The organism is Pelagibacterium halotolerans, from assembly GCF_044811015.1.
GTDB classification, from domain to species: Bacteria; Pseudomonadota; Alphaproteobacteria; order Rhizobiales; family Devosiaceae; genus Pelagibacterium; species Pelagibacterium halotolerans_A.
In genome coordinates this window covers 2,314,283-2,333,891 of the sequence record NZ_CP085243.1, presented here as the reverse complement: position 1 = coordinate 2,333,891, position 19,609 = coordinate 2,314,283, and the positions used below count along the sequence as shown (strand labels likewise).

At 60.6% G+C, this 19,609-nt stretch carries 20 protein-coding genes and 1 tRNA gene; 7 read left to right on the top strand and 14 right to left on the bottom strand.

Translation table 11 applies throughout. The annotated features are described in order from the left end of the window. Positions 1 to 251: 251 nt before the first annotated feature. The 3 genes from dnaA to mutM form a co-directional block, all read right to left on the bottom strand. Entirely contained in the window at positions 252 to 1,700 is a 1,449-nt protein-coding gene (gene dnaA / locus LG281_RS11470) for a chromosomal replication initiator protein DnaA (RefSeq protein ID WP_404406715.1), read from the bottom strand. Positions 1,701 to 2,507: 807 nt separating this feature from the next. Then, positions 2,508 to 2,774, bottom strand: a complete 267-nt coding sequence (gene rpsT, locus LG281_RS11465; protein ID WP_404400771.1) for a 30S ribosomal protein S20 — start codon at positions 2,772 to 2,774, stop codon at positions 2,508 to 2,510. 197 nt (positions 2,775 to 2,971) lie between these two features. Next, positions 2,972 to 3,853: a bifunctional DNA-formamidopyrimidine glycosylase/DNA-(apurinic or apyrimidinic site) lyase gene (gene mutM, locus LG281_RS11460; protein ID WP_404400769.1), complete on the bottom strand. Its 882-nt coding sequence runs from the start codon at positions 3,851 to 3,853 to the stop codon at positions 2,972 to 2,974. Between the two features lie 106 nt (positions 3,854 to 3,959). On the opposite strand from mutM, the gene ubiE reads away from it, so the two are divergent. The 7 genes from ubiE to LG281_RS11425 all read left to right on the top strand — a co-directional run bounded on the left by ubiE (position 3,960) and on the right by LG281_RS11425 (position 10,072). After that, positions 3,960 to 4,724 (top strand): bifunctional demethylmenaquinone methyltransferase/2-methoxy-6-polyprenyl-1,4-benzoquinol methylase UbiE, encoded by a 765-nt coding sequence (gene ubiE, locus LG281_RS11455; RefSeq protein ID WP_404400767.1) that lies wholly within the window; start codon positions 3,960 to 3,962, stop codon positions 4,722 to 4,724. After that, positions 4,725 to 6,269, top strand: coding sequence for a 2-polyprenylphenol 6-hydroxylase (gene ubiB, locus LG281_RS11450; protein ID WP_404400765.1), 1,545 nt, complete (start codon positions 4,725 to 4,727; stop codon positions 6,267 to 6,269). Next, on the top strand, positions 6,270 to 7,472 hold the full coding sequence (gene coaBC / locus LG281_RS11445) for a bifunctional phosphopantothenoylcysteine decarboxylase/phosphopantothenate--cysteine ligase CoaBC (protein WP_404400763.1): 1,203 nt from the start codon (positions 6,270 to 6,272) through the stop codon (positions 7,470 to 7,472). A gap of 108 nt (positions 7,473 to 7,580) precedes the next feature. Beyond that, positions 7,581 to 8,174, top strand: coding sequence for a hypothetical protein (locus LG281_RS11440; protein WP_404400761.1), 594 nt, complete (start codon positions 7,581 to 7,583; stop codon positions 8,172 to 8,174). 5 nt (positions 8,175 to 8,179) lie between these two features. Next, the gene (dut, locus tag LG281_RS11435; protein WP_404400759.1) at positions 8,180 to 8,629 is read left to right on the top strand and encodes a dUTP diphosphatase; all 450 of its coding nucleotides are present in this window, start codon (positions 8,180 to 8,182) and stop codon (positions 8,627 to 8,629) included. Then, positions 8,598 to 9,335, top strand: a complete 738-nt coding sequence (locus LG281_RS11430) for a DUF2259 domain-containing protein (protein ID WP_404406713.1) — start codon at positions 8,598 to 8,600, stop codon at positions 9,333 to 9,335. Before dut ends, LG281_RS11430 begins: the two co-directional genes overlap by 32 nt. After that, positions 9,332 to 10,072, top strand: a complete 741-nt coding sequence (locus LG281_RS11425; RefSeq protein WP_404400757.1) for a HesA/MoeB/ThiF family protein — start codon at positions 9,332 to 9,334, stop codon at positions 10,070 to 10,072. The genes LG281_RS11430 and LG281_RS11425 overlap by 4 nt, the downstream gene beginning before the upstream one ends. Positions 10,073 to 10,138: 66 nt before the next feature. On the opposite strand, the gene fabB is transcribed toward LG281_RS11425, so the two are convergent. The 11 genes from fabB to LG281_RS11370 all read right to left on the bottom strand — a co-directional run bounded on the left by fabB (position 10,139) and on the right by LG281_RS11370 (position 19,537). Continuing rightward, positions 10,139 to 11,365: a beta-ketoacyl-ACP synthase I gene (fabB, locus tag LG281_RS11420; RefSeq protein ID WP_404400755.1), complete on the bottom strand. Its 1,227-nt coding sequence runs from the start codon at positions 11,363 to 11,365 to the stop codon at positions 10,139 to 10,141. Between the two features lie 65 nt (positions 11,366 to 11,430). Beyond that, positions 11,431 to 11,946, bottom strand: coding sequence for a 3-hydroxyacyl-[acyl-carrier-protein] dehydratase FabA (fabA, locus tag LG281_RS11415; protein ID WP_404406711.1), 516 nt, complete (start codon positions 11,944 to 11,946; stop codon positions 11,431 to 11,433). A 126-nt stretch (positions 11,947 to 12,072) separates the two neighbouring features. Continuing rightward, on the bottom strand, positions 12,073 to 13,575 hold the full coding sequence (gene rpoN / locus LG281_RS11410) for an RNA polymerase factor sigma-54 (RefSeq protein ID WP_404400753.1): 1,503 nt from the start codon (positions 13,573 to 13,575) through the stop codon (positions 12,073 to 12,075). A gap of 141 nt (positions 13,576 to 13,716) precedes the next feature. Further along, positions 13,717 to 14,457 (bottom strand): LPS export ABC transporter ATP-binding protein, encoded by a 741-nt coding sequence (gene lptB / locus LG281_RS11405; RefSeq protein ID WP_404400751.1) that lies wholly within the window; start codon positions 14,455 to 14,457, stop codon positions 13,717 to 13,719. A 273-nt stretch (positions 14,458 to 14,730) separates the two neighbouring features. Beyond that, positions 14,731 to 15,309 (bottom strand): LptA/OstA family protein, encoded by a 579-nt coding sequence (locus tag LG281_RS11400; protein ID WP_404400749.1) that lies wholly within the window; start codon positions 15,307 to 15,309, stop codon positions 14,731 to 14,733. Further along, a complete protein-coding gene (locus LG281_RS11395) occupies positions 15,309 to 15,950 on the bottom strand; it encodes a hypothetical protein (RefSeq protein ID WP_404400747.1) in 642 nt (213 codons plus the stop codon). Before LG281_RS11395 ends, LG281_RS11400 begins: the two co-directional genes overlap by 1 nt. A gap of 33 nt (positions 15,951 to 15,983) precedes the next feature. Next, entirely contained in the window at positions 15,984 to 16,598 is a 615-nt protein-coding gene (locus LG281_RS11390) for a ribonuclease D (RefSeq protein ID WP_404400745.1), read from the bottom strand. A gap of 105 nt (positions 16,599 to 16,703) precedes the next feature. Beyond that, positions 16,704 to 16,940, bottom strand: a complete 237-nt coding sequence (locus LG281_RS11385; RefSeq protein ID WP_404400743.1) for a hypothetical protein — start codon at positions 16,938 to 16,940, stop codon at positions 16,704 to 16,706. Between the two features lie 151 nt (positions 16,941 to 17,091). Continuing rightward, positions 17,092 to 17,178: transfer RNA gene (locus LG281_RS11380), tRNA-Leu, on the bottom strand. A gap of 283 nt (positions 17,179 to 17,461) precedes the next feature. Then, entirely contained in the window at positions 17,462 to 18,781 is a 1,320-nt protein-coding gene (locus tag LG281_RS11375) for a PQQ-dependent sugar dehydrogenase (protein WP_404400741.1), read from the bottom strand. A 399-nt stretch (positions 18,782 to 19,180) separates the two neighbouring features. After that, complete coding sequence (locus LG281_RS11370; protein ID WP_404400739.1) at positions 19,181 to 19,537, bottom strand: GFA family protein; 357 nt, start codon at positions 19,535 to 19,537, stop codon at positions 19,181 to 19,183. Between the last annotated feature and the right edge of the window lie 72 nt (positions 19,538 to 19,609).

Here is a 19,609-nt window from a genome sequence, read left to right as displayed (position 1 = left end):
AACCCATGATGCGGCGCAGGCCGGGCTCGGCCTGCATTCCGGCAGAACGCCGGGCCGAGACCCTGCCCCCATTGGCCCAAAAACGCAAGGCCCCACCCCATCGCAGAGCGCCGGGGTGGGGGATTTTCCGCAGGAATTGGTGGGGAAGACGTCTCGTTCGCGCTTTTGCCCTGCGAGCTAGCTCTCCGGGCGTTCGCCTCTCAAAAAGCTCCACTGGAGCTTTTTGCCGCCACTGACGCGGCGGACGTTGCTCACTCCTCAAGCATCCGCTTCAAAAGCTCGATTTCCTGCGTCAGGTCCCCATCGTCGGCCATGAGCTGCTCGACCTTGCGGACCGAATGAAGAACGGTTGTATGATCGCGCCCGCCGAACCGGCGCCCGATCTCGGGCAAGGAGCGCGAGGTCAGCGCCTTGGCCAAATACATGGCTATCTGGCGTGGCCGCACCACGTCGCGCGAGCGGCGCGAAGAGAGAAGGTCGGTCTTGCGCACGTTAAAGTGGCGCGCGACGATGCGCAGAATATCCTCGATGCGCACCCGTGGCGTTTCCCGGCTACGGATCAGATCCTGCAGCGTCTTTTCGGCCAGTCCCACCGTGATCGGCTCGCCTGTCAACTGGTTGGCCGCCACCAGCCGGTTGACCGCGCCGTCGAGATCGCGGCCATGGGAAACGATGCATCGCGCGATGAAGTCAATGACGGGCGCCGGAAAGGTGAGCCCGGAGAACCGCCCCGATGCCTGGTCAGCGCGCTTTTGCACAATGGCGCGGCGCAACTCGATGTCGAAGGGCGCAATGGGAATGACCAGTCCGCCCGAGAGCCGCGAGCGCACGCGGTCGTCGAGCATTTCAAGGTCCCGCGGCGGTGCGTCGCCGGCGACGACAACCTGCTTGGTGCCTGAAATCAGCGAAGAAAGCGTGTGGCCGAATTCGGTGGCCGACTTCCCCTGCAGGAATTGCATGTCGTCGATCAAAAGAAGGTCGATCCGCCGCAGCCATTCCTTAAAGGCGAGCGCGGACTGGTGCTTCACCGCCGTAATGAAATGGTACATGAAATGGTCGGCGGTGAGATAAACGATGTTGCGGTTTGCGTCCGACGCTCCCGCTGCCCAGGCGATTGCATTGAGGAGATGGGTTTTGCCCAACCCCACGGTCGAATGGATATAGACCGGGTTGAAAGTTACCGTATTGTTGGCTGCCGCCGAGGCCACCTGTTTGGCGACCCCGAGCGCCATTTCGTTGGCGTTGCCCGAAACGAAGGTCTCGAAGGTCAGCTTGCGGTCGAGTGCGCTGCCCGAAAGCGCATCCGCCGGCGCGCCGCCCGCCGCACCGAGCATATTGCCGGCTGCGCTCGCTGGTGCAGGGCGGGTTTCTGCGTCCGGCGCTGCGGTGTCCGCGCGCTCGGGAGAAACGTCGTTGCCGGCCACAAGCCGCGGACGCGCCTGACCGTTTACCCTGACAGTCAGGTGCAGGCGCGAAATCGCCTCGTCTTCGGCCCGAAATGCCTCAAGGATTTTTTCGACGTAATTGGATTGAATCCAGGAGCACAAAAACCGCGTCGGCACTGACAGATGCGCCAGATCGCCGACGATTTCCTCAAGCGCAAGGCGCGCGAACCATGAGGTGAAGATATCCTCGCCGACCGCCGCCCGCAGCCGTGCACGCACGCGCAGCCACAACTGCTCGGTTTCGCCCGTCGTCATGTCTCTCGTCCCGCTTTGTGCCCCGATTTCCCCGTGCGGGTTAACCTCCGCTTGTGCTTTTTTGGTTTGGTAGGTGTCGCGATCCGCTGACGCGATCGATTCCATATTCGAGCCTCTTTCCCCGTTGCGCCGCCCGATTGTTGAGCGGTCTGTGGTTTCCCTCAAATGCGCCCCAAACGCAGACAAAAATACTCATCCTCCATCAAATTGAATTGATGAAGCTCAGAATAACGAACAAATAGAAAACAGCGCTGGATGCGCCTACTGGACTATATGTGAAACGACCTGGCTAGTAGTCCTGCCCTCGACCGTGAAGCTGATGCTTGGCCGTCGCATCCGAGACTGCGCTCGATTGCCTGGAACCATCAGAGCCGCGCATCATGTTTCCCTCTTTAGGCAGGACGGCGGTCGTTTCACTTGGATGTCCGCCGCTTTTGTTGTCATCCAATGGAGCCATTTTAGACAGCCAAATTTTCGCGCACAACCGCACATTTCATCAAAAATGGGCTTGACTCTCACGTCATTTTTGCGAGCTCGCCAGAAGGGTTCCGAAAGGAAAAATTAAGGGTATGGGACTCCTTGTAGAATCATCTCTCTGCCCAAATTTGAGGCGCCAAAAATTTTTTCTCGACGGCCGCGATTCCTCCCCCGGCGTGGCGTAAGATGACAATCTCGTGACGGATTTGTTACGGAATTTCGAACCAAGAAAAAGCCCCCTTTCGGGGGCTGAAAACTTCTTCTATCGAGTGGCGACTCGGAGGGCACGACGGGCCGGCAGTTGCCTATCCGGCCCAGAAGACATCTTCATTACGCCCCCAAAGCTTTGACGCGTTTGGCGAGGCGGGAAATCTTGCGGCTGGCCAGATTCTTATGAAAAACGCCCTTGCCGGCGGCACGCTGAAGCTCGGGTTCGGCGGCCTTGAGCGCAGCGGCGGCAGCGGCTTGGTCGCCCGAAGCGATCGCTTCTTCGACCTTGCGCAAGAAGGTGCGCACGCGCGAGCGGCGAGCGGTGTTGACTTTGGTACGGGTTTCGATCTTGCGAACGGCCTTTTTGGCCGAAGGGGTATTTGCCATGTTTAAAACTTCCTCGTGGCGAATATGCCTTGCGTGCAACCTTTGTGGCGCACAACCGGAAAGGCGCACGGGGTCCCGGCGCCGACGAAGGCTGCTCTATATGAGCGGCATGGCTGAGAGTCAACGCACTTTGTCACATTCCAATTCCCTGTCCTTGGCATCGTCCGGATAAATCGACGACGACGAGAACGGAGGTCTCACCGCTGGCAAACCGGACAGAAAAAGCTTGACCGGCCCGACTGCACGATCCGGCTGATCGCGCCGCCGCACGCAGGCTTCAAACAGGTTTGTCCCTCTCGGTCATAAACAAGGAAGCTGTGCTGGAAGTATCCCGGCTGTCCGTCGGCATTGCGAAAATCGCGCAAGGTCGAGCCACCCGCGGCAATCGCGCTATCGAGAACCATCCTTATCGCACCGGGCAATGCGAGCAGCGCAGGGCGCGGCCTTCCGGTTTTTGTCGCCAGCGTTCTGGCGATGCGCGCGGGCGCGATCCCGGCCACGTGCAGCGCCTCGCACACATAAATGTTGCCGAGCCCCGCAATCACCCGCTGGTCGAGCAGCACGGATTTGACCGGACTCTTCCTGCCCATGAAGGCTTGCCCGAGAAAATCGGCGTTGAGCGTATTGCCCAGGGGTTCAGGGCCCAAAATGTCGAGATAGGGATTGGGCGCGTCCGGTCCGAAATGCGCCATGAAGCCGAACCGGCGCGGATCGCCATAATAAAGCGTGATCGTCCCACGCTCGGGATGGGCAAGCCGCGCCGCAAAATGGACGTGTTTGACACCCGCTTCGTTTTTGAAAAGCCGCGACGGCTCATCGAGCGCTGTATCGTCAACCCAGAATGCTCCCGTCATTCCAAGATGCGCGAGCCACAGCGCGCCGTCCGAAAGTCCAAAGAGCAGATATTTCGCGCGCCGCCCGACAGTGACGACAGTGCGGCCGATGAGTGCGTCGGCGAAACCCTCTGGGAACGGAAACCGCAGGTCGGGACGGTAAAGCGTCACATTTTCGATCCGCGCGCCTTCGAGAAAGGGCGCCAGTCCGCGCCGGACAGTTTCGACTTCTGGAAGTTCGGGCATGGTTCGGGACCTGCGACGCGGTAACCTTTTGAGACAGCCCGCGCTTGCGTTATCGTTTGCCCAAGCCCATAACCACGTTGCTTTTAAAAGGACAAGAGTGCTCGCCATGCCCGAGACGCACGAGACGACACATTTCGGCACCGCCACCGTGCCGCTTGCGGACAAGCAAGGCATGGTCAACCAGGTCTTTTTCAAGGTCGCCGAACGCTACGACCTGATGAACGACTTGATGAGCGGTGGCGTGCACCGGATCTGGAAAGACCTGATGGTCGCCCGTCTGGCCCCTCCCAAATTCGGCAATCAGCCCTATAAGGTCCTCGACATGGCCGGTGGCACTGGCGACATTGCCATGCGTATCCTCGACGCCAGCCATGGCTACGCGCAAGTGACGGTGTCCGACATCAACGCCGGTATGCTCGCCGTCGGCGCCGAGCGCGCCAAGTCCTGGCGCTACCCCTCCCAAGTCGAGTTCGTCGAGGCCAATGCCGAAGACCTGCCCTTCGAGGATAAGAGCTTTAACGCTTATACGATCGCTTTCGGTATCCGAAACGTACCGCGCATCGAAAAGGCGCTTCAAGAAGCGCATAGGGTCCTAAAGCGCGGCGGCCGGCTTCTGGTACTCGAATTCTCCAAGGTCGACATACCCGTGATCGACAAGGTTTATGACCTGTTCTCCGACACTCTCATCCCGCCCATGGGCAGGATGGTCACCGGAGACGCGGCGCCCTACCGCTATCTCGTTGATTCGATTCGCAATTTCCCCGACCCCGAAACCTTCTCGGCGATGATTGCCGACGCCGGGTTCAAAAGGGTCACCCACGACGCCTTTTCAGGCAATATCGCCGCGCTGCATGGAGCCTGGAAACTTTAGATGTTTGCTTATCTCCGGCTTTTGCGCGCCGGTTTCATCCTCGCCCGCGAGGGCGCCTTCTCGCTGGCTGAAAATCAGCCCTTGCCGCCGTCGGCACGCCTTGCGATCAAATGCGCGCGGCTGATCGAAAAGCGCGACGTGCGGAAAACCGGCCGTGTGACCCGGCTTGCCAACGCGCTCAACCGGCTGGGGCCGACTTACGTCAAGTTTGGCCAATTGCTCGCCACCCGCCGCGACATCGTGGGGCCTGACGTGGCCGCCGACCTTGCCCAGCTGCAGGACGCGATGCCGCCCTTCGACGCGCGGCTCGTGCCGAATCTCCTTAAAGAGGCGTTGGGCGAAGATGCCGCCGCGCTTTCGGACATTTCCGAACCCATAGCCGCCGCTTCCATCGCGCAGGTCCATAAGGCGACGCTGACCCTTCCGGACGGTACGAGCGAAACCGTCGCAGTAAAGCTCCTGCGCCCCGGCATCGTCCAGCGCTTCCATCGCGACTTACAGGGCCTGCGCGCCGCCGCCCGCGCGCTCGAGACGCTCATTCCCTCAACCCGCCGCTTCAACGGTCAGCGCGTCGTCGATACGCTGAGCCGCTCCGCGACGCTCGAAATGGACCTGCGCATGGAAGCCGCAGCCATTTCAGAAATGGCGGACAATAACGTCGAGGACGACGGCTTCCGCGTACCGAAACTCTATTGGGCCCAAACGGCCCGGTCGGTCCTCACCACCAACTGGATCGACGCCATTCCCGTCCGCGACGCCGAAGCGATCGCAAAGGCCGGGCTCGACGGCAGCAAGCTCGCGATAACACTCATTCAGAGTTTTTTAAAACACGCTATCCGCGACGGCTTCTTCCACGCCGATATGCACCCGGGCAACCTCTTCGCCGATCCGGAAACCGGCGCCATCGTGGCCGTCGATCTCGGGATCATGGGCCGGATCGGGTTGCCCGAACGGCGCTTTCTCGCCCAGATCCTGCACGGCTTCATCACCCGCGACTATAAGCGCATCGCCCAGATGCATTTCGATATCGGCTACGTGCCCGCCGATCAGTCGGTCGACGATTTTGCGCAGGCGTTGCGCGCCATCGGCGAGCCGCTGGTGGGCCGCGGCGCCGACGAGATTTCCATGGCGCGGGTGCTGGGGCAGTTGCTCGAGACCACCGAGGTGTTCAATATGAGCGCGCGGCCCGAATTGGTGCTCTTGCAAAAGAACATGGTGCTGGTCGAGGGAACCGCGCGCATGCTCGATCCGAAGTTTAACATGTGGACCGCCGCCGAACCCGTAGTCGGCGATTGGGTCCGCCGTCAGGTTGGGCCTCTGGGCCACATCGACCGCGCCCGCGATGGTTTGGGCGAGGCCGTGAGCCTGTTTACACGCCTGCCGGGTTTCGCCGCGCGCGCCGAGCGTGTGCTCGCACAGATCGAAGCCGATCAGCACCGCGCCCGGCGGCGCGACAGGGTAACGGTCGCGCTCAAATGGACCGCGCTCCTGGGTGTTGTGCTGGCGATCGCGCTGATGGCCGTCATGCTCTTCGGAGGCCGGTAAATGCTCCATGGCAAACATATCCTTCTGGTCATCTCCGGCGGCATCGCCGCCTATAAGGCGCAGACGCTCATCCGGTTGATTCAGAAAGCCGGCGGCACGGTGCAGGCGATCCTCACCAAAAGCGCCGCCGAGTTCGTCTCACCCCTTACGGTCGCCGCACTAAGCGGCAAGCCCGCCCTGACCGAGCTTTTCGACCTCACCCAGGAAACCGAGATCGGCCACATCGAGCTCTCGCGCTCCGCCGATCTGATCGTCGCCGCGCCTGCAACGGCAAACCTCCTCGCCAAGCTCGCCCACGGCCTCGCCGACGACCTGGCCTCGACCTGCCTGCTGGCCACAGACACCCCTATCATGACCGCTCCGGCGATGAACGTCCGCATGTGGGAAGCCGCCGCGACCCGCCGCAACATGGCAACCCTGCGCGAGAACGGGGTCATCGTCGTCGGCCCCGATGAAGGCGAGATGGCCTGCGGCGAATACGGCCCGGGCCGTATGGCCGAACCCGAAGCGATCCTTGCCGCCATCGAGACTCATTTCGAGGGTGCCCCCAAACCTCTCGCAGGCCGCTACGTCATCGTTACGTCCGGCCCCACCCGCGAACCCATCGACCCGGTACGCTACATCTCGAACGCCTCCTCGGGTAAGCAGGGCACCGCCATCGCCGAAGCCCTTGCCGCTCTGGGCGCAAAGGTGAGCTTTATCACCGGCCCTGCCGAATACGCCAATCCTCAGGGCTGCGACATCGTCCGCGTGACGGCAGCGCGGGAGATGGACGCGGCCGTCGAAAAGGCACTGCCTGCCGACGTCGCAGTCTTTTGCGCGGCGGTCGCCGACTGGCACGTCGCCAATCCCGCTCAGACGAAAATCAAGAAGGAGGCATTTGAGGATCCTCCGCCGCTCAATTTCGCGCCAAATCCTGACATCTTGAAGCGCATTTCCACCCTCGAATCCGGCCGCCCGGATCTCGTTATCGGCTTTGCCGCCGAAACGGGAGACCTCGAAGCCCGGGCAGCCAGGAAGTTCGCCGCCAAGGGCTGCGATTGGCTCCTTGCCAACGACGTCAGCACCCACCACGGCGTTTTCGGCGGCAATGGCACTGATATCGTCTTCTTTGATTCGAATGGGCATGAACGCTGGGGTGCCATGACCAAGACTGCAGTCGCACAAAAGCTTGCGCAAAAGGTCGCAGCGCATTTTCGCTAAAGTATAAGTGAACTGATCGGGTTGCCAGCAACCCCGATTCCGACCACAGTGCCGGAGTTAAACTTGGGCGTCCCTGCGCCCGCAATGCTTGTGGACGGAGGCATAAAGATGAATTTCGCACCGATTGCCCGGCTGGGCGGCGCCGTGGTCGTGACCTTGGGTCTGGCCGCATGCATGGACGTTTCCATGGACCTCGATATCTTGAGTGAAACCGAGGGCCGGGCGACGATGACGACGTCTGTTTCCAACGACGTCTACACGATGATCGAACAGCAGGCCGAAGAGGGCGGGGACGAATTTTGCCCCGACGGCGAAGTGATTGCGGGCGATACCACGACCGATTGCGTCGTAACTTCAGAGGGTACTTTCGCCGAACTCGACCTCGGTAATGAGGAAGACGGCGGTCCCGAGATCACAGCGATCGGCAATGGCCAGGTGCGGGTCAGCCTGCCGACCGGCGAGCTCAACGAGGAAATCTCCCAGGGTATGGGCGAGGAAGAAGACCCCGAAATGATGGCCATGGTCGCGGCCATGTTCGAAGGGCACTACATCACGTTCAACGTTTCAGGTGGCGAGATCGTCGACACCAACATGGATCGCGCCGAGGACGGTATGTCGGCAAGCTACCAGATTCCGTTTGCCGATCTCATGCAGGGCACGCTGGAACTGCCCGACGAACTCTACGCGGTCGTGCAGAAATAGGAACCATGATTGCGCTAAGCTTTTTGGAGCACGGCAGGGGCTTGCCCCTGCCCAAGCGCCACAGCCGGGACGCGGCGGGATACGACCTCGCCGCGGCCATCGATGAAGATACTGCGCTGGTTCTGCCGCCCGGCGGGTACGAGATGGTGCCTTGCGGTTTCGCCATCGCCTTGCCGTCCGGCTTCGAAGCGCAGGTACGCCCCCGTTCGGGGCTCGCGGCCAAGCACGGGGTCACCGTGCTCAACGCGCCCGGTACGATCGACGCGGACTATCGCGGCGAGGTCAAGGTGATCCTCATCAACCACGGCAAGGAACCCTTCGAAATCCGCCGTGGCGACCGGATTGCCCAGATGGTGATTGCCGCGGTGCCGGATACGCAGTTTGTTGAGGTCGAAACACTTGAGGAGACCGAGCGTGGCAACGATGGATTTGGGTCCACGGGGACCGGCAGCTAGCCTGGCACTGGCCCTTGCGGCGCTGGCGATGCCGGCGCAGGCGGCGGACCGATATCAGTTCGATGCGTTGGGCTTTTCCGAAGATGGGCACTATTTCGCCTTCGAGCAGTTCGTTATCCAGGACGGATCGGGATTTCCCGTCTCGGAAATTTTCATCATCGACCTTGATACGGACAGTTTTGCTGCCGGTTCCCCGTTCGAGGTACGGATCGAGTCCGACGGTGCGTCACTGAGCGAAGCCCGCGGACAGGCCGGCTCAGCGGCTGCGGAAGCCGCTACGGAATTGGGCATTTTCCATCCCGCCGTCCCCGTCGCACTTTCTGGAGACGGCGAACTCGGCGACGACAGGTTGAGTATGAGCTTCGGCATCCCCAAATGGGGCCTGGCTGAAACCGAAGGCGAATACCAACTCGGCCTCGACATCTTCAAGGCTCCATCGGGTGAGGATTGTGTCGAATGGTTCGGTGAAGAGCCCATGGGCTACGCGCTGACACTTGCGACCAAGACAGAAGCGCGTGAAATTCACCGCGATACCCGCGTCCCGGCCTCACGCGGCTGTGTGATCACCTATAAGCTCTATGGAGTGTTTATGCCTTTCGAGGCTTATGATCTCGATTCGGCTATCGCCGTGCTCTCCGTCTGGTCGCACGGCTTTGAAGGTCCCGACCGCAAGTTCATCGCCCTGCCTATCGGGGATCGCGAGTGAATCTCAGCTCCGAGGAAATCCGGCGCTATGCCCGGCATATCGTGCTCAAGGACATGGGCGGGGCAGGACAGCAGAAGCTTAAATCCACGCACGTGCTTGTCGTTGGGGCAGGGGGGCTGGGCAGCCCGGTTATCGCCTACCTCGCGGGCGCCGGAATTGGCAGCATGACTATTCTCGACCCTGACGCGGTCGACGTTTCCAATCTGCAACGGCAGGTGATTTATAGCTCCGCCGATGCAGGCTTATCCAAGGCTGAGCGTGCAAAGGCCTATGCCAGGGCGCTCAACCCGCATGTCGCAGTTACCGCCGTGACCATGAAAATCAGCGCTGACAATGCCGCCGAAATGATCGTCGGGCACGATCTGGTGGTTGAAGGCACGGACAGTTTTGCCGCGAAAAAGGCAGTGGCCGCGGCCTGTGCGAATGCGCGCGTTCCGCTGGTGATTGGTGCGCTGGGGCAGTTCGACGGGTCGCTTACCGTACTGGCGCCCTTTTTGGTGGATGCAGCGGGCAAGCCGCTCCCGCGTTTTGAAGCGCTTTATCCCGTAGACCCGCGTCCTGAGGACAGTCCACCTTGCGAGGAAGTCGGTGTCCTGAACGTATTGCCCGGGATCGTCGGGACAATGATGGCCAACGAGGCCATCAAATGGATAACCGAAATCGGTGAGCCCCTCCTGGGCAGGCTATTGATCTATTCGGCGCGGAGCGGTGAAACACGCGTTATGCGGTACCATTAGAGCGTGTCCAGAAAAAGTGGTTGCCACTTTTTCGGTACGGACACGCGACAAATCCAGGACAGCCCCTCACGCCTCCGGATGCTTGAACACCAGCGTCGCGTTGGTTCCGCCAAAGCCGAAGCTGTTCGAGAGCACGCAGGCCAGATCCACGTTGTCACGGCGTTGCCGCAGGATCGGCATGTCCTCGAAATCGGGGTCGAGCGTCTGGATATTGGCGCTTTCGCAGATGAATCGGTTCTGCATCATCAAAAGCGAATAGATGCATTCCTGAACGCCTGTGGCGCCTAGTGAATGGCCGGTCAGGGATTTCGTTGCCGAAAGCGGCGGGCATTTGTCTTCGTTGCCGAAGACCTCGCGCAGCGCCTCGATTTCTTTCCGGTCGCCAACAGGCGTCGAAGTGGCGTGCGGATTAATATAGTCGATTGGCATCGTGACCGTCTCAAGCGCCATCTTCATACAGCGTACCGCACCTTCGCCCGAGGGCGCGACCATGTCGTAACCATCCGAAGTGGCACCGTAGCCGATCAGTTCGGCGATGATGTTGGCGCCCCGCGCCTTGGCGTGCTCAAGCTCCTCGAGCACCAGAACCCCGGCGCCGCCGGCGATGACGAACCCGTCGCGATCCTTGTCATAGGCGCGCGAGGCGGTTTGGGGTGTATCGTTGAAATCCGAGCTCATCGCGCCCATGGCATCGAAGAGGTTGGACATCGACCAGTCGAGGTCCTCATGCCCGCCGGCAAAGACGATATCCTGCTTACCCAGCTGAATCTGCTCGTATGCATTGCCGATGCAGTGCTTGGATGTCGCGCAGGCCGAGGAGATCGAATAGTTGACCCCCAGGATGCCGTAGGCGGTCGCGAGCGTCGCCGAGGCGGTCGAACTCATCGCCTTGGGCACAGCGAGCGGGCCGATGCGCTTGGGGCTCTTGCGCTCACGGGTGATGTCCGCGGCTTCGACGACCGCGCGGGTCGACGGTCCGCCCGATCCCATCACGATACCTGTGCGCGGATTCTTGATATCGTTGTCCTCGAGCCCGGCCATCTTGATGGCTTCTTCCATGGCGAGGTAGTTCCAGGCCGCGCCTTTGGCCATGAAGCGGGTCGTGCGGCGGTCGAGTACCTCGAACGGGTCGATTCTCGGCGCGCCATGCACCTGGCAGCGGAAGCCCAGATCGACATAGTCCTGTGCCGTGGAGATGCCTGGACGTGCCTCCTTGAGGCTCGCGAGCACCTCTTCAAGATTGTCCCCGATCGAGGAGACGATCCCCATACCGGTCACCACAACGCGTTTCATATCCGCCTCATTCCCTTTTGCGTAGGTCGTGGAACCCTGCTTCTTCGGCAGGTTCGTCACGTGACTTACATTGCACCTGGATCGGTGAACAGTCCGACACGCATGTCCTTGGCTTCATATATGCGCTTGCCGTCGGCATTTACATAGCCGTCGGCAATTCCCAGCGTCAGCCGCGAGCGCATGACGCGCTTGATATCGACGCCATATTCGACGCGCTTGACGTCGGTCGTGATCTGGCCGGTGAACTTGATTTCTCCTGCCAAAGCCCGGCCCCGGCCCGGCGAGCCGCCCCAGCCGAGGAAAAAGCCCGTCATCTGCCAGAGCGCGTCGAGCCCCAGGCATCCCGGCATCACCGGGTCGCCGTGGAAATGGCACTGGAAGAACCATAAGTCCGGTGTCACGTCGAGTTCGGCGCGCACCTGCCCTTTGCCGTAGGGGCCTCCGTCGTCATCGATCCGCGTGATACGGTCGAACATCAGCATTGGAGGGAGCGGCAGTTGCGCGTTTCCTGGTCCAAACAACTCACCGCGCCCACAGGCCAGCAACTGGTCGTAATCGTAAGAATGGGCGCGTTCTGCCATCATATTCCCTGAATTGCCTCGAAGGTTGTGTGTAGAAGGCATTTGCCGGAGGGGTCAATAGACCTTTTGGCCGGAACCGGGCCGAGGCGGGTTTTTCCCCGTACCGGGTGTGCGATGGAGTGGAATTCAGGCCATTTGCGCCTTTTTTTGACGCCGGCGCACCACCGAGGAGGGAATATTCATGCCCTCGCGGTATTTCGCGACCGTACGGCGGGCCACTTCAATACCTTGCTCCTTCTTGAGGATTTCGGCGATCGTGTCGTCCGAAAGGATGGCGTTGGGCTTCTCCGCGTCGATCAGCTGCCGGATACGATGACGCACCGCCTCGGCCGAATGATCCTCTCCGCCCGAGGACGAGGTGAGCGCCGTGGTGAAGAAATATTTCATCTCAAAGAGCCCGCGCGGTGTCGCCATGTATTTGTTGGCCGTAACCCGGGAGACCGTCGATTCGTGCATGTCGATGGCACCTGCGACCGTCTTGAGCGTCATCGGCCGCAAATGCGAGATACCGTAGGTGAAGAATCCGTCTTGCTGCTTAACGATCTCGCTGGCGACCTTGAGGATCGTCTGGGCGCGTTGGTCGAGGCTCTTTGTGAGCCAGTTCGCCGTTTGCAGGCAATCGACCAAGAAGCTTTTTTCGCTCTGATCGCGGGTCTTTTTCGAGACGGTGGCATAGTAGGCGCGATTCACCAGCACCTTAGGCAGGACGTCGGAATTGAGCTCGATCTGCCAACCCCCACCATTGCCGGGTTTGACGAAAACATCTGGAACGACCGCCTGGATCGGTGCGCCGTCGAATGCGCGGCCCGGACGTGGATCGAGCTCACGGATTTCCGCGAGCATATCGGCAATATCTTCCCGATCCGCGCCAATTGCCCGCGAAAGCTGCGCAAAATCATGGTTCGCAACGAGATCGAGATGTTTCAAAAGCCCGGCCATCATCGGATCGAGCCGATTCTTGTCCTTAAGCTGAATGGCGAGACATTCGGCAAGGTCGCGCGCGAAAACGCCGACCGGATCGCAACCCTGGACCTTTCCAAGTACGATTTCGACCTGCGCTGCGTCGGTGCCGAGCTGTTCGGCAATCTGCTCGCAACTGGCCGTGAGGTAACCGCGCTCGTCCAGGTTGTCGATGAGATTGCGCGCGATCAGACGCTCGGCGGGGTCTTTGACGAGTGGCCCAACCTGCTCGGCGAGGTGATCGGCAAGGCTAATCGCGGAAGAGACGAATTGGTCGAGATCGGGCGCCTCGGCACCAAAATCCCCGCCTTTTCCCTGCGGCCACATGCTTGCTTGCGAGAGGGAATCTTGCCCGGTTTGTTCGGGAAAGACGTTGGTGACATCGGTATCGAACCCATTGGCGATCGAAACTGCACTTTCGAGCCTGCCACCATGGTCGACGACGTCACGATAAGGATTGATTTCGGTGTCCTGTTCGCGTGGCAGCGCATCCCCCGCTTCGGCGCCCGCGTCCTCGCGGTCGAGAAGTGGATTGCGCAGCAGTTCCGCATCGACAAAGGCACTGAGTTCAAGGTGACTCAATTGCAGCAGCCGGATCGACTGCATCAATTGCGGGGTCAATGTGAGGTTTTGCGATTGCCGGACTTCCAGCCGCGGCGAAAGCGCCATAGTTCGTTTCTTCCCACTTAACTTCCAGCGCACCCCCTGTACGCTGTCACGCGCCAGACCCTAGTGGGTTTTCCCAATCCATACAAGTTTCATGCCAGAAATAATCTCTGACAGATTTATGACGCGGCCGGGACGGTCTGGCTAGAGGGTGAAGGATTCGCCAAGATAGACGCGACGGGCATCCGGATCGGCCATGATGGTCTCCGGAGTGCCCTGGATCATCACATGTCCGTCATGGATAAGATACGCTCGGTCGACGAGCCGGAACGTCTCGCGCACCTGATGGTCCGTGATGAGCACGCCGATGCCGCGCCGGGTCAGTTGTCGAACCAGTGCCTGGATATCGCCGACGGCGATCGGATCCACGCCGGCAAAGGGCTCGTCGAGCAGCATGAATTTGGGGTTCGCCGCCAGCGCGCGGGCGATCTCGACCCGACGCCGCTCGCCGCCCGAAAGCGCCAGCGCGTCTGAATTGCGCAGGTGAGAGACATGAAATTCTTCGAGCAGTTCATCAAGCCGCGCATAACGCGCTTTTTTGTCCCGGATATGCCCTTCGAGCACGGCAAGGACGTTATCCTCAACCGAAAGCCCACGGAAGATCGAGGCCTCTTGAGGCAGGTAGCCGATTCCCAGCTTCCCGCGCTGATAAAGCGGCAGGTGCGTAATCATGTGCCCGTCGAGCATCACCTCGCCCCTGTCGGGCGGTACAAGTCCCATGATCATGGTGAAGACGGTGGTCTTGCCAGCGCCGTTGGGTCCCAAAAGCCCCACCGCCTCGCCGCGCCTTACGGCGATCGAAACGTCGCCGACGACCTGCCTGCCTTTGAAGCTCTTGGCCAGCCCATTCGCGACGAGCCAGTCGCGCGCCATCTCGTTGCGCATGGATGTCCTAGGGCCTGTTAACACTATGGATAGGGGTTTGACGGGTCATAGTCCGAGAACCTTTCGTGGAAAATGTTGCGCGGTGGACTGATGTCCGCAAGCGAGATTTTTCGCGACAAGGGGCCGGACTATGGCCCTCCCGAAGGGTTTTGCATAAATCGCCCACTGCCGGCGCGTTTCGAACAGAGCGGGGGATCACCCCGCACTGCGGGAAACGCTTGGCATTGAACGATTTACGCAAAATCAAACCCCTATCCATAGTGTTAACAGGCCCTAACTCCCGGGCGTGAAAATTCCTGTGACCCGCCCACCCTCGGAACCCGTTCCACCGCCGGCGAAACTGGACGTGCCGGCGCGGGTATCGATGATCAACTCCTCGCTGGTGATCCTGCCCGATGCGTTGACGACGATGACGTTGCCGGTGAAGACGAGAATGCGATTCGCAAAGTCGTAGACCGCCTGGTCCCCGTCGATCGTTTGATCCTCGGTGACCATGTGCACGCGCCCGCCGGAGGCGGTGAACTTCACGAGATCCGACGGTCCACCTTCGCCATAGAGCACGTCGACCTGCCCCGCCGTCATCTCCATGCCGCCCTGGACAATTCTCACATTGCCGGTAAAGAGCGCAGAGTTGGCGTCTTCAGTGATCTGGAGATCGTCCGCCGTGATTTCTACAGTGTCTCCCGCGTCCTCGGCAAGCACGTCGGCCCCCAGCGGGTCATCCCGCGCAGGTCCGCTCTGCTGGGCCGGCGCGGCGTCCGGCGTGGGGATCAGCTGCTGGTTTTCCTGGGCCGATACCGGCGGGCCCGCGAGAAGCGCGCAAAGCGCTATTAGTCCGATCACATGCCGCATCAAACGTCCCCTGCTGCTTCTTCCATCCTGGGTGCACCGGTATCGGGTACCGGCTGCATCTGCACGCTTGGGCCGGTAAAATGCCATGTTGCCGCGCCAATATCGTGAACCATCGTGTCCGCATTGAGTTCGGACCCGTCCGCAAAGGTGAAGCGCACAGGTCCATCGCTCGAAATGATCTGTGCCCGCCAGTCAGCCTCAGCCCCTTCGAGCACACCGCGCGCGCCGGTGGAATCCACGACATGAACGGTTTCGTCCGAAGTGAGATATTCCCTGCTCATCGTCCATTGTGCCCGCGAAAAGGTGACCTTAGCCCAGTAGCCCGCCGCACCGTCGAGATCGATGGTAAGCTCGTAGAGCGTAGAGACGTCGAGATTGCCCGTATCGCTTTCGGACCGTTCGGCTTCCATGCGATAGACGGCGCCATCCGAAGTGAGCCCTTCAAAGCGCGGGGACTGGATGACAAGCGTATCCGCATCCAGCGTCGCGCCATCGGCCACGATGGTGTCGTCAATCAAACTCAGCGCGAACTGAACGATCGGCACGAAAAGGAGCAGGAGTCCCGCTATCGGCACCGCGACCCGCAACATCGCGATCGCCCGGTTGTGCCGGGCAATTTGCCGATAAGTCGTTTCGCTCATATCCGGTTGCGCTGCACTCAAGGCGGTGGGCCTTTAGCTGTGGGCGAAAATGTCGATCTCCGGCCAGCCGGCCAGATCGAGCCTGGCGCGGGTCGGCAGGAAGTCGAAGCACGCTTGCGCCATCTCCTTGCGTCCCTCACGGGCCAGCATGCGGTCGAGATGCCGGCGCATGTCATGGAGGTAGAGAACGTCAGAGGCGGCGTAATCGAGCTGTGCCTGGCTCAGCGTCTCTGCGCCCCAGTCCGAGCTCTGCTGTTGCTTGCTCATATCGACGCCCAAAAGCTCACGCGCGAGGTCCTTGAGCCCGTGCCGGTCAGTATAGGTCCGCACCAGCCGCGAAGCGATCTTGGTGCAATAAACCGGCTGGGGCATCACGCCGAAGGCATTATAGAGCGCGGCCATATCGAATCGCGCGAAATGGAAGAGCTTGGTGACGGTTTCGTCCCCGAGAAGCTTTTTGAGGTTGGGCGCGTCGGTTTGTCCGGGCATGATCTGGACGACATCTGCCGTGCCGTCTCCGGGCGAAAGTTGGACGACACACAGCCTGTCGCGGGCAGGATTGAGCCCCATCGTCTCGGTATCGACGGCCACCTGCCGCCCATAACGCGAAAGGTCGGGCAAATCGCCCTTGTGCAGTCTGACGCTCATTACTCTCTCTTATTTTTGTTTTTGCCCATCGGGCCGGTTCGGATGGTCAGAGGCTGTGATGCCACAGCCGCACGCCGGTGCAAAGGGTGAACTGGTCTTGTCGGCTCAGTTCTCAAGAACGCCCAAAGCCGTCGCTTTGGCTACGGCTTGCACCGTCGTTGCAGCTTTGAGCCGCCGCCGCGCGCTCGCGATTTGCTTCCGGACGGTGTGGACCGATGTGCCGAGCTTGAATGCGATGACCTGCTCGCGATAGCCATTTGAGCGCCTGAGTTTCGCACCGGGTGAGGCGACAGGCCTCGACGGCGATCCGCCGTCGACACAGGCAAAGTCCGAGAGGGCCATGGGTAACGCCGCCGGTGGGCAATGGGTGATACCCGAACCGTTACCCAATTTCAGAGGTGTTGCAAGGGTTCGCGGGGTGTATCATGAACACTTGAACCGCGTTAAGTCTCTGATTTTCAAGGTTTTGTGAGATGCTATGAAAATAGAGAGATGGTGCCCAGAAGAAGACTCGAACTTCCACTCCCATACGGGAACTAGCACCTGAAGCTAGCGCGTCTACCAATTCCGCCATCTGGGCAATGCGGCACGTAGTTAGTGACCGCGGCGGGGTTTGTCAATCGCTCTATACACGCCGGTCGCGCTTTTACCGTCGGGGCAGGACCGCCGCGCCGGAGCGCGGTGGCGGTAATCGCTGAAAGACCTGCTAGACCTCGAGCTTGCCATCATCAGCCTTGGTAATGGCTACCACCGAGAGATTGGAGAAACGCCCGCTCCGAAACGCTAGCGCCTGTTGCAGCGTTATGACATTTCGAGCGAATCGCGGAGCCTGTAATGTCCCGGCTCCGCTCGGGCCGTGTCCGCTAGGCGTTGGTCACGCGCCAGACCACGTCACCGACATCGTCGACCGCGAGAAGGGCGCCATCTTTGGCTATAGCAACCCCGACCGGGCGCCCGTTCGAGGTTTTTTCGTCTGGAGCCAGGAACCCGGTGAGGATATCTATCGGCCTGCCCGTCGGCTTGCCACTCTCAAACGGGACGAGCACGACCTTGTACCCGCTGAGTTTGGATCGGTTCCACGAACCGTGCTGGCCGATCACCATGCCGGCTGGCAGGCCGTTGAGCGTGTTTTCCGGCAGCCAGCACAGCCCCAGGGAAGCGGTGTGCCCACCGAGCGCGTAGTCGGGCTGGAGTGCGGTGGCGACAAGCTCGGGATTGGGCGGGGTGACGCGGTCGTCGACCGTCTGGCCCCAATAGCAGTAAGGCCAACCGTAGAACCCTCCATCCTTGACCGAGGTAAGATAGTCCGGCGGGGTTTCGTCACCCAACCCGTCGCGCTCGTTAACGACGGTCCAGAGCTGGCCGCCTTGCGGGTCCCAGGCCATGCCGACGGGATTGCGCAGACCGGAAGCGAAGACGCGGTGGGTGTTGGTTTCGAGGTCGAGTTCATGGATACAAGCTCGGTCTTCTTCCGCCACGAGCCCTTCGTCCGCGATATTGGTGAGCGAACCCACGGCGACATAAAGTTTCTTACCATCCGGGCCCGGGATGATGTTGCGCGTCCAATGCCCGCCGGGCTTGAGATCCATCAGCTTCTTGCCCGGCGCGGTGATCCTGGTTTGACCTTCCTCATAGGGGAAGGCGACGACACTGTCGGCGTTCCCGACGTAGAACGTGTTGCCGATCAATGCCATGCCGAAGGGTTGGCTGAGGTTTTCAAGGAACGCCTCGCGGATTTCCGGCACGCCATCGCCATCTGCGTCTCGCAAAAGCGTGATTCGGTTCGCGCTCGGCCGCGTCGCACCGGCACGCTTCATGACGCGGTTCATGACATAGTTGAAAACGCCGGTAACCGGTGCCGGTAGTGTGGAGGATTCGGCAACGAGGACGTCACCATTGGGCAGCACATAGGCCCAACGGGGATGTTCGAGCTTGGAGGCAAAGGCCGTTACCTTCAGCCCCGGCGCCGTGTCGGGCACCGCACCGTCCCGCCACCCCATCGCCGTGGGCATCTTGAGGGTCGGCACGCCGCCCTGTGGACGTGCGTCGGGGATTTGCGGACTGGTGCCGAAGGCTGGCGCATAGTCGACCGGATGCAGCCAGCGCCGGCGCAGATAAAACCCCCCGACGCCAATCGCCGCGGCGGCAAGAAGAACAACAATAACAATACTAATGGCGCCCATGGCCAAGCCTCCAAAACAGCGCAATGCAACGTTGCGCTCTTTGTGGGGGAAGCCACGCCAAAGCGCAACCCGGCGCGTTCAAATCCGCCAATGCGTATAAGGCTGACGTGCTTCCAAAGGTGGCAGACCGACATCCTTGCGCAAAGTCTCGGGCAGATTCTGCGGAGGCCTGGCGGAGCGGCCTACAACGAGAGTCCGAAGCGCCGCGCGTATGACGCGCCAGGCACCGTATCTTGCGATAAGCGCATCAAGCCCTGTGTCCGGTGCTCTCACCTGAGATTGCGATATATCTAACATAAAGCGCCTCTATTCCGGTTCGGCAGGACAATGACGCGCATTTGGCATCATGCCGGTGCGCCCTCCCACCCGGAAATGACGAATTGCGGGAGCATTTGCGGGCTAGAACGACGCACCGTCCCAATGCTTGATCGCATGGGGATCGATGCGTGCACCCTCGAGGCAATTGACGTTGATCATGTAAAGCTGGTTACCCTTGCCGTCCTCTCCACGCGCCAGGGGTTCAATGCCGCATTCAGGGCAGAACAGGTGTTCGATATGACGGGTATTGAACCGGTAGGTCTTGAGCGTTTCTTTTCCGTGCATAAACCGGATCTTGCCAGCCGGTACCGATTGCATGATCCAGTTGAGCCGGCGGCAGCGTGAGCAATTGCACATCGCCGGGCTGTCGAGCTCGGTTTCCACGCTGAATGCGACCGCACCGCAATGACAGCTTCCCTCATAGGTCTGTGTATCCATCCGGCTTCCTCCTGCTGTTTATGATGATATAATGAGAACAAAAATAGAACATTTGCCTTTGGAGAGTCAACC